This is a genomic window from Streptococcus mitis (assembly GCF_946188375.1).
GTDB lineage: Bacteria > Bacillota > Bacilli > Lactobacillales > Streptococcaceae > Streptococcus > Streptococcus mitis_CX.
The window spans coordinates 1-11,130 of sequence record NZ_CAMHUS010000016.1 but is presented as its reverse complement, the minus strand read 5'-3'; the positions used below and the strand labels follow the sequence as shown (position 1 = coordinate 11,130).

The window sequence follows — 11,130 nt, the reverse complement described above, 5'->3', positions numbered from 1 at the left end:
CCTGGTTTACTTGTATCTGGTTGTTCTGACCAGCTATAGTTTGTTCCTGCTGGTAAGTCGTTTGTATTAATACTTTTTTCTGGATCTGGTACTTCGTTGTGACGAACCGTTTGGTTTGGTTGTTTCGCAGTTGGGTTGAAGGTGTCACTTTGTTTCTTAACTGTGACAGGTACTTCGACTTCATCTTCCGTTCCATCTGGATAATGAACTAAGGCTACTCCTGGATGACTGCCCGGTGTGCTGACATCTGGCCTTGTCTTCCATGTAACAGTTGTGCCTTCTGGTAAGCCGGTTTTGTTTACACTTGTTTCTGGATCTGGTATGTGTCCATTGTCCACTTCTTGAGGGATTCCAGTTGGGGTGTATTTTCCACGCATTGATGAAACTGTTATATTCACTAATTTTGATGTAGAATTTCCTGCTTTATCTCTAGCTACTATCGTTACACCATACATTACATTGTCAGAATCAATTCTCGGTACTTCTCTAATACCCTCTTTGAACACAATTGTTCCAGAAGCTTGATCAAATGTTAAGAATGAAGGCATATTATTTACTTCAATAGTAGCAATTCCACTACCATTTGCATTATCTTTTGCCTCAATCTTCATAGGAGGCAATGTTTTATCTAAAGCCGTCATTTCCCAGTTTGTATGTTCTGCTGGTGTTTGAATTGTTGGATCCGTAACATCTTTTACTTTCAATGGAATTGTAACGTCTTGTTCTGAACCATCAATATATGTCACTTTTGCTTGTATTGTTTGGTCTCCATACGCCTCAGTGTTAATTAGTGTTTTGGCTTCCACTGTCGCAATTTTGGCATTTCCATTCTCACCTTGCGCATTTGTCGCAGTTACTGCTCCTTTTAACATTTCTGGAGTAACTGATGTATTTTGATTTACTTCAATTTGTGTTCCAGTCGCTGTAAAATCTTCACTTACTTTTCTCACCGTTACATTTACTGTCACTACATCTTTTGAGCCATCTGGATAAGTGATTTCTACTTCACCAGCTGTTGCGCCTGGTGTATTTACTACTGGTGGTGTTTTCCACGTTACATTTGTACCTTCTGGCAAGCCTGCTTTATCTACACTTCCATTAGGATCTGGAACTTGCCCATAACTTGTATTTTGTGGAATTGGCGTAGGATTAGTTTTCGTACTCATTGAAGATACAGTGATTTTCGCAGTTCTTTCGCTGACATTTCCTGCTTTGTCTTCTGCTCGAATATTTAAAGTAAATTCTTGGCTTGGTGTATTTTCAGGTAGTTTTTCTACAGCTTCTTTTCCTGATTTAAATTTAATTGAGTTAGTTGTACTATCATACTCTAGGTAATCAGGCAAGCCTGTCACAGTAACGTTTTTAATTCCACTTCCGTTGGCATTATCTTCTGCTCTCACCTCCATATTTGGTAAAGCTTTGTCTAATGCTGTTATTTCCCAGTTTGTATTTTCTGCTGGTGTTTGGATAGTTGGCTTCGTTACGTCTTTAACTTTCAACGGAATTGTTACTTCTTTCGTCGTTCCATCTTTGAAAGTTACTGTGGCAGTAATGTTTTGGTCACCATAGTTAGCTGTATTGATTTGATTTTTAGGTTCTACAGATGAAATCTTATCAGTTCCATTCGCATTTCCATCTTTGGAAGTTGCGGTTACTTTTGCTTTTAAGTCGTCATTTGTAACTGGATCATTTTGATTTACTTCAATTTCAGTAGCTGAAACATTGTACTCATCACTTAGCTTGCTTACATTTACCGTAACTTCAACTGTACCTTTGCTTCCATCAGGATATGTTACTTCAACCACTCCTGTAGTAGTTCCTGGTGTATTTACTACAGGGGGTGTCTTCCATGTTACCTTTGTTCCATCTGGCAAGCCTGCTTTATCTACACTTTTATTAGGATCTGGCACTTGTCCATAACTTGTATTTTGTGAAATTGGCGTTGGAGTATTCTTGGTACTCATTGAAGATACAGTGATTTTCGCAGTTCTTTCGCTGACATTTCCTGCTTTGTCTTCTGCTCGAATGTTTAAAGTAAATTCTTGACTTGGTGTATTCTCAGCTAGTTTTTCTACTGTTTGTTTTCCTGATTTGAATTTAATAGCGTTAGTTGTACTATCATATTCTAAGTAATCAGGCAAGCCTGTCACAGTAACGTTTTTAATTCCACTTCCGTTTTCATTATCTTCCGCTCTTACTTCCATATTTGGTAAAGCTTTGTCTAATGCTGTCATTTCCCAGTTTGTATTTTCTGCTGGTGATTGGATTGTTGGTGGTGTCACGTCTTTAACTTTCAGAGGAATGGTCACTTCTTTAGTTGTTCCATCTTTGAAAGTTACTGTAGCGTTAATAATTTGTTCACCATAGTTAGCTGTGCTGATTGTAGGTGCTGTAACTGTTGAAATCTTATCTGTTCCATTCACATTTCCTGCTTTTGAAGTTGCAGTTACTGTTGCTTTTAGGTCATCATTTGTAACTGGATCGTTTTGATTTACCTCAATCGGCGCTCCAGTTACTTCATATTCTGAACTTAATTCTTTTACAGTAACTTTGACATTTACTGTATCTTTTGAACCATCTTTATAGGTTACTTCTACTACACCATCTTTTTCTCCAGGCCCATCGGTCGTTACTGGTGGTGTTTTCCAAGCATAACTTGTCCCTTCCGGTAAGCCTGTTTGATTCACGCTTGTTCCTGCATCTGGAGTTGCCCCATAACTCACTGTTTGTTTGTTCGGATTTGCTGTTGCATCATATTTGGTAGTCATTGATTTCACAGTAAACGTTAATTGTGAAGTACTACTATTATTCGCATTATCTGTCACTCGAATTGTAGCTGTATGTGTTTGAGAATCTGTACCAACTGGTAATTTTGGAACTTCTTGAGTACCATCTTTAAACTTAATGGTTTTATTCGCATCATCATAAGTTAAGAAATCTGGTAAGTCTGTTACCGTTGTTGACCGAACACCACTTCCTCCTGCATTGTCTTCAGATGTTACTTTAATTGGAGAAAATGCTTTATCTAATGCTATTAAATCGATATTCTGACCATTCGCTGGTGTTTGAATCGTTGGAGCCGTTACATCTTTTACTTCTAAAGGAATTGTTACCGTATCCCTTGTATCATCGAGATAGGTTACCGTTGCTGAAATTTCTTTGTTCCCTGTCTCAGCAGTACTAATTTTCCCAACAGGAGTAACAGTTTTCACCTTACTATTACCGTTTTTATTAATTGTCACAGCAGATTTTAAGTCTTGTTCTGAGACAGTATCGTTTTGATTTTTGACAATTTTTGTAGCTGTAGGTTCATACTCATCACTTAGCTTACGAACTTTTACAGTAACCGTTACTTCATCTACTGAATCGTCTGGATAAGTAACTTTCACGACTCCTGTTTTATTTCCAGGTCTATTCGTATCTGGTGCAGATTTCCATGTATATTGAGCATCAGTCGGTAATCCTGCTGTATTCACACTTGTTTTCGGATTAGGAGTTTCACCATGGCTCACTTCTTGAATCGTTGCATTCGCTTGTGGATTATACTTTTCAGCCATAGGCATGTGAGTAATACTAAATGTTCGTTCACTACTATTTCCTGCATTATCTTCCACACGTAATGTTATATTTCTTGTAGTTCGAGTTCTTCCAGACAATTTTGGAACTTCACGTTCTCCATCTTGGAAAACGATGCTACTTGTTGCTTTGTCATATTTCAAGAAACTTGGTAAGTTCATTGGAAAAATGCTTTTTATTCCACTTCCTCCAGGATTATCAGCAACTGCTACTTTAATAGGAGGCAATGTTTTATCCAATGCTGTTATTTCCCAAGTTTGATTTTGTAACGGTGTTTGAATTGTTGGAGCTGTTACGTCTTTTACTTCCAAAGGAATGTCAACTGGATCAGTGGTATTATCCAGATAAGTTACTGTCGCTTTGATTGTTTGTGAGCCTGCATACACAGTGCTTATAGGCGCTGCAGTTACTGACTTCACTTTACTAGTTCCACCGTTATTCACTGTTACTGCTGCTTTTAATCTATCATTCGTTACTGAATCATTTTGATTAACAGTAATTGTCTTCCCAGTTGGTGTATGTTCATCGCTTAATTTGCGAACTTTCACGATTACAGTTACTGTATCTGTTGAACCATCTGGATAGGTTACAGTTACGACTCCGGTTTGATCCCCAGGGCCTGTTGTCGTATTAGGCTTAGTTGCCCATCCGTATCTTGTACCTGTCGGCAGCCCATTTTTTTGAATACTTGTTCCTGCATCAGGCGCTTCCCCATAACTTACTTCTTGAATTAGAGAATTAGCAACTGCTGTATATTTTTGTGTTTGAGACTGAATATGGAAAGTAATATTTTTAGTCGCAGTATTTCCTTTTTTATCTACGGCCTTAACAGTCACTTGAATACTTGATTTACCAAGTTGGAAATTATTTGGAATAACATCATTTATTTCAATTTTTGATGTTTTTGCATTGTAAGATAATGGATTCGGTAGATTGTCAACCGTTACAGAGTTACTTTCTTTGAGACCTACTCCTTTATCATTATCTTGAGCGTGAATATTGATTTCACTAGGTAGTCCTTCTAATCTCGTTAATGTAATATTATCAGGGGCAGTAATTGTCGGTTTAATATTATCTACAATCTCAACTGGGACATTCACAGTTTTCATTAAATGACTACCACGAAGAATTTCGATTTCTTTATGTTGTACACCTGCTGCAGAGGTATCCACATTAGAAGAGCCACCTTTCCAACGAACTGTTAATTCTCCTGGAACTGCTGAATTATCTGAAACTGTCACGTAATTTCTAGCATCCCCTAGTTGACCAGACTGATTCTGATTAATTTTTTTATCTTGTTTTCCTAGAAAATCTAAAACTGTATAAGGAGTTGTTACGTCTTTTGTTACTCCATTTTCATAAGTTGTTGTGACCACAACATTTCTTGTTCCTGCTTCTTGCAAGTTAAATGGTGTTTTATAGGTGACTTGAGCCGTTGTCGGTACTTCGTGCCCTGTTTTAGAGCGTACTAATTCCCTTGGATTCGTATATAATTCTTTAGAATCACCAAAATAAGCCGTCAAACTGGAATGTTTCGCTTCTACATCATTTGTCGCATTTGTTTGGATTGTTTTAGTCGCAAAACCATCTTTAAAATGAATCGTCATTGTCGAACCATCTGCAGAAATTTCAGCATGGTCGAAGTCAACTTGAGGATTATTAAGTCCATCTTTTCTATTCACAACATCAGGATGTTCTGTTTTAAATTTCTCAATTAAAACTGTTTTTTCAGCTTCTGTTAAATGACGAACATCATCTACATAAGTTGGAGTTAAATTATTAACAGTGTTACGTTCACTTTGTGGTTTTATAGTAATATTATAAGTAATTTGATAATTTCTATTCGGATGTTGAGAGTCATTGACCGTTAAACCGAATTGATATGTTCCAGGTTTTACTAATCCTTTCCCACCGATTTTTCCAACAATCGCCGCCTGAACACTTGGTATATTAATGTCTCGAACTGTTTTTGAATCAGTCACAACTCCACGTCTATTGGTAGAAACTTGTATTTGTAAGTCCGTTAGTATATTACTCGTAACAGTAACTTTATTGACTAAATAAAAACCTCTACTAGTATCCCCTCTACCTTTAGAAGCTGTTAATTGCATCAACGCAAGAAAATCATCTGAATTATAAGCTACAATATTTGTACTATTACTGTTAATATTAACCCCATTAGACTTAATTAATAAAGGCTTAATTTCAATCGCTCTAAACCCACTCTCCCCTTTACCATCAATTGGTTTTCCATTACGTGGGGCACGTTTCCCAGAATGTGCGCGAGTTACTCTATTAGCCACTTTGTTGCGGAGTCTTTTCGCTTCATTTAGAGCACCATCAACTTCACTATCAGTGGATTTTTCCTCAGACAAATCACCAAATGCTTGAAGAGATTTGCTTTCAGATTCACTAAATTCATAGCTGATTTCTCCTGCTAATTGGTTAATTTCTGAAGCAAGAGCCTGAACCTTAGCGATCTTTTCTGTTAAAAGATTTTTCTTTTCATCACTATCGTTTGCTTTGTCTGCTTGCTTTTCTTTTTTGTCTTTGTCGTTGCTTTTCTCTTCCAGTTGAGCAAATGAGTCCGACAAAGCTTGAACTTCTTTATCTATCTCGTCCTGACTAGCGCCTGCCTTATCCAAGACTGCTTGCGCACGCGACAAAGAGAGATTAAGATTTTCAACTGATTTAACTGTTTTATTCTGTAAATCAGTGTTCCTAATCTTTTCAATTAATTCATTTAAAGCAATTTTATTCACAGATTTGACTGTATTCTCTACAGCCTTTTCAACACTTTTATCTTCCTGCACATTTTCAGAAATCTTATCTGATTCTTTAACATGATTTTCTACCTGTGGATTATTTTCCACATCGTTTGGAACCTTGTCACTATTCGGATCTTCATCTTTGGCTTTAGTTGAATCATTCAGAGACGCAACCATTTCATCAGCATGAACAAGATGTGGATTCTGTATCGTCACTGCTCCTGTAGCCAAAAAAAGAGTGCACCCAAAAAGAAAATGCTTCCCTTTCTTTATCATCCTCCAATTCTTTTGATTGATTCCTTTTCGATTAAAAAACATAAAGAACTCCTTGCTTCAAACTATCAAATTTCTTCTTGTATATATTATATTCTTTTATCCCCTAAGATGCAAACCTTTTCGTCATATAATATATTATTTATAAAAATTTACCATATCTTCCTAAACATTACTTCACTTAGTACTATATCGAGATTTCGTATATGCAGTAACCTAAAAAACCTTGAGCGTTACCACTCAAGGTTTTTAGCAGTCTTTTCCATCATAGGAAAATCATTCTAAGAATATTCTTTCATTCGAGATCTATCACTTATCATCTTCTTTCGAGAAATTAGTGACTGCTTTTGGCTGATTAATCTTCTTTTCTTCGACCTACATATAGGCTCAATAGAATACCGCTACCTAGAAGAACAGAGATATAATCAGATTGGCTTCCAGTTTCAGGTAATTTGTTCCCATGGTTTTCTTTAACTGTAGTTGGAACTACTGGGCTAGCATTTACTGGAGTTGCTGGTTGAGCCGGTGTTGGTACTACTGGTTGTTCTGGAACCGCTGGTACTGGTTTAACCGGTACTTCTGGTGTTGGAACAACTGGAGTTGGTTGTACTGGCACTTCTGGTGTCGGTACATTTGGTGTTGGTTGCGCTGGCACAGGTTTAACCGGTACTTCTGGTGTTGGGTGTGCTGGTACTGTTGGAATATCTAATTCTGGTACCTCTTGTACTTCAGGCATTCCTGGTACTCCACCATTGAATTCTGGTAATTCGTGAACTTCTGGCATTCCTGGTACACCACCGTTGAATTCTGGCAATTCATGAACTGGTGGTTCTGGCATTGCAAATGTTGGTCCTTCTGGCACATTTGGTGTTGGAGGAACTGGTTTGTCATTTGATGGTGTTACTGGTTTGTCTTGGCATCCACATTTACCATCTTTGCCGTCTTTACCGTCTCGACCATCACGTCCATCTCTACCATCTTTGCCATCTTTAATAACTGTTTTTGTCACAGTTCCGTCAGAATTGATGATTGTTATTGTATGACTTCCATCTCCATTATCTTCAACAGAAACTTTTGGTGATTTACCATCTTTACCGTCTTTAATCACCATTTCTGTCTTACTTCCATCAGGATTAGTGATTGTTACAACGTGAGTTCCATCGTTATTATTTTTAACAGTTACAGTTGGTGAAACGCCATCTTTACCGTCTTTACCATCTTTGATAATAGATTTGTACTCACGACCATCAGAATCTACGATTGTTAATGTGTGAGTTCCGTCTCCGTTATCAACGATGTTCGCTTTTGGTGATTTACCATCAAAGATTGTAGTTGTAGTTTCTTTACCATCAGCACCTGTCACTTTAATAGTGTGTGAACCATTGTTGTTATCAATCACTTCAAGTTTTGGTTCTTTACCATCACGAACTGTTGTTGTTGTAGTTGTACCGTCTGAGTTCACAACTGTGATAGTGTGTGTTCCATCTCCGTTATCCACAACCTTAGCAGTTGGTGATTTACCGTCACGAACGGTGGTTTCAGAAACAGTACCATTACCGTTTTCTACACGAATTGTATAAGTACCGTCTTGGTTATCTCTAACTGTTGCTACTGGAGATTTACCATCTTTAATGATTGTTTCAGTAGTTGTTCCGTCACCATTTAGAACTGAAATCTTATGAGTTCCATTTTGTTCGTCAGTTATCGTAACTTTTGGTGATTTACCATCACGGACTGTAGTTTCAGTTGTCACACCTTCTGGATTTGTAATAACGATTGTATGACTTCCGTCCCCATTGTCACGAACAGATGCTGTTGGGGTACGTCCGTCAACACCGTCACGTCCATTCTTAACAACAAACTCATTCTTAGTTCCGTCTGGGTTAGTGATTGTTACTGTGTGGCTTCCATCTGGGTTTTCAGTAGTTGTTGCTGTTGCAGCTTTACCATCTTTACCATCTTTGATGATAGCGTTCGTTACATTACCGTCTCCATCCGTTACTTTAACAGTATGAGTTCCATCATTGTTATCAGTGACTTCAACTTTTGGAGTCTTACCGTCTTTACCATTCTTAACAACAGTTTCCTTAGTTGATCCGTCTGGGTTTGTTACAGTGATTGTGTGACTACCATCTGGGTTTTCTGTTGTAGTGATATTGGCAGTTTTACCGTCTTTACCATCTTTAACAACAGTTGTTGATTCAGAACCATCAGGGTTTTGAACTGTGATAGTGTGTGTTCCATCTCCATTATCTTTTGTAGTAATAGTTGGAGCTGAACCATCACGTCCATCGATACCGTTATAAATATCTTTACTATTTAATACTTTATCGACACCTTCATCATATACTCCGTTGTCATTAACATCATCATAAACTGTCACTCGGATACCGTTACGTGTTGGAGTTGCAGTTGCATCTGTATCACGTCTAGTTCTTGAAGGTGAAGTAATATCTTCTACTTTGATTTTCGGTGCACGGCCATCTTTACCATTGTCACCTTTCTCACCTTTCTCACCTTTCTCACCAGTTGCTCCTTTTTCACCTGCTGTCCCTTGAGGTCCACGGATATTACCAATCTTGTTCCAAGAACCATTTTCTTTCTTGTAAACATCACCTGTATTGGCATCGATATAAGTATCACCGTCTTTACCATCATTAGCAGTTGGGGCAGTAGCTCCACTTAGTAATTCAGCACCGTTACGTCCGTCACGTCCATCATGTCCAGAAGCTCCATTTGTACCATTACGTCCATTTGTACCATTCAAGATATCGCTTGTACCAATTAATTCATCAACTCCCGGATCATATTTACCGTTACCATTGTTATCATAGTATGCTGTAATACGAGTACCTTCTACTGGTTGTGATTCTGTTGAATCGGTAGTAGCTGGTTGTGTAGTTGCTGGTTGTGAACCTGTTGCATCGGTAGTTGCTGGTTGTGAACCTGTTGAGTCTGTAGTAGCTGGTTGAGCTGATGAAATTACTTCATCTGGATTATCTCCTGCACTTCTCGCTCTTCTTGCACTTCTTGATGTTCCAGAAGGTTGTGAATTAGAAGTTGATCCAGCACCTCTTCTAACTGCTTCCACCAATGCATTTAAGTCAATAGTTGGTGTACGTCCATCTTTACCATTCTTACCATCTTTCACTGTAAAGGTTACTGGATCTTTACCTGGTGTTGTGATAGTTACAAGAGTGCTTTGGCCATCTTTTCCAGGTTGAGTTGTAATTGTAGGAGTTTGTCCATCTTGACCTGTTGCTCCAGTTTCTCCTTTTTCACCATCATGAACAAAGACTGTAGTTGGTTGTGAACCATCATGGTTATCCACCGTGATTTCTACACCTTTATGACCTTCTTCATCCTTACGAACAGCTGTTACTGTTGGAGAGACACCGTCTACTCCATCTTTAATAACTGCTAGAGGTTTTTCTGGGTTCAATGGTTGACCTGGATGTGCTGGATCTTCTTGGTAAACTTTAGTTTCTTTACCATCTTTGACAGTAATTAATGATTTACCATCACGTCCGTCCGCACCTTTAGCACCATCTTTAATCATTTCAGAACCTAGAAGTTCATCAGTTCCTGGAGTATACTTACCATCATTGTTTTCATCAGTATAGAATGTCACAATTGTATGAGATGGATTTCCGTTTTGTCCTTCGACACGAAGCAAATCAACTTTTGGAGTTTTACCGTTCAGACCATTTTCTCCGTTCTTAACATTTACTGTAACTGGATCTTTTCCTGGAACAGTGAATGTAATGTCAGTACTATGGCCATCTTTACCTGGAGTTACAGTTACTTCTGGAGTCTTACCATCTTCTCCACGTTCACCTTTATCACCCTTAGGGCCTTTGATGTTGCCTTCTTTTTCCCAGTTGCCGTTATTCTTAACGAAGACGTCACCTGTTTCTGTATTAACGTATTTATCGCCGTCTTTACCTTGATTTGCTTCTGGGTTAACTTTGCCGTTCAAGACGTCTTTACCGTCGCGTCCATCTCGTCCGTCACGACCTGCTGCGCCATCACGTCCTGGTAAACCTTGTGCTCCGTCTTGACCATCACGACCTTGAAGACCTTGTTCACCTTTGTCCCCTTTAGGTCCTTTGATGTTGCCTTCTTTTTCCCAGTTGCCGTTATTCTTAACGAAGACGTCGCCGGTTTCTGTATTAACGTATTTATCGCCGTCTTTACCTTGATTTGATTCTGGGTTAACTTTGCCGTTCAAGACGTCCTTACCGTCGCGTCCATCACGTCCGTCACGACCTGCTGCGCCATCACGTCCATCGCGTCCTGGTAAACCTTGTGCTCCGTCTTGACCATCACGACCTTGAAGACCTTGTGCACCTTTGTCCCCTTTAGGTCCTTTGATGTTGCCTTCTTTTTCCCAGTTGCCATTATTCTTAACGAAGACGTCACCTGTTTCTGTATTAACGTATTTATCGCCGTCTTTACCTTGATTTGCTTCTGGGTTAACTTTGCCGTTCAAGACGTCTTTACCGTCGCGTCC

2 protein-coding genes are annotated in these 11,130 nt (G+C 38.7%); both read right to left on the bottom strand.

The annotated features are described in order from the left end of the window. Positions 1-6,575 (bottom strand): Rib/alpha-like domain-containing protein (locus tag N8M16_RS09955; protein WP_261070137.1); only part of this gene is annotated, 6,575 nt, incomplete at its 3' end. Positions 6,576-6,972: 397 nt separating this feature from the next. Then, on the bottom strand, positions 6,973-11,130 hold a 4,158-nt coding region (locus N8M16_RS09950), incomplete at its 5' end, for a collagen-flanked surface repeat-containing protein (RefSeq protein ID WP_261070136.1).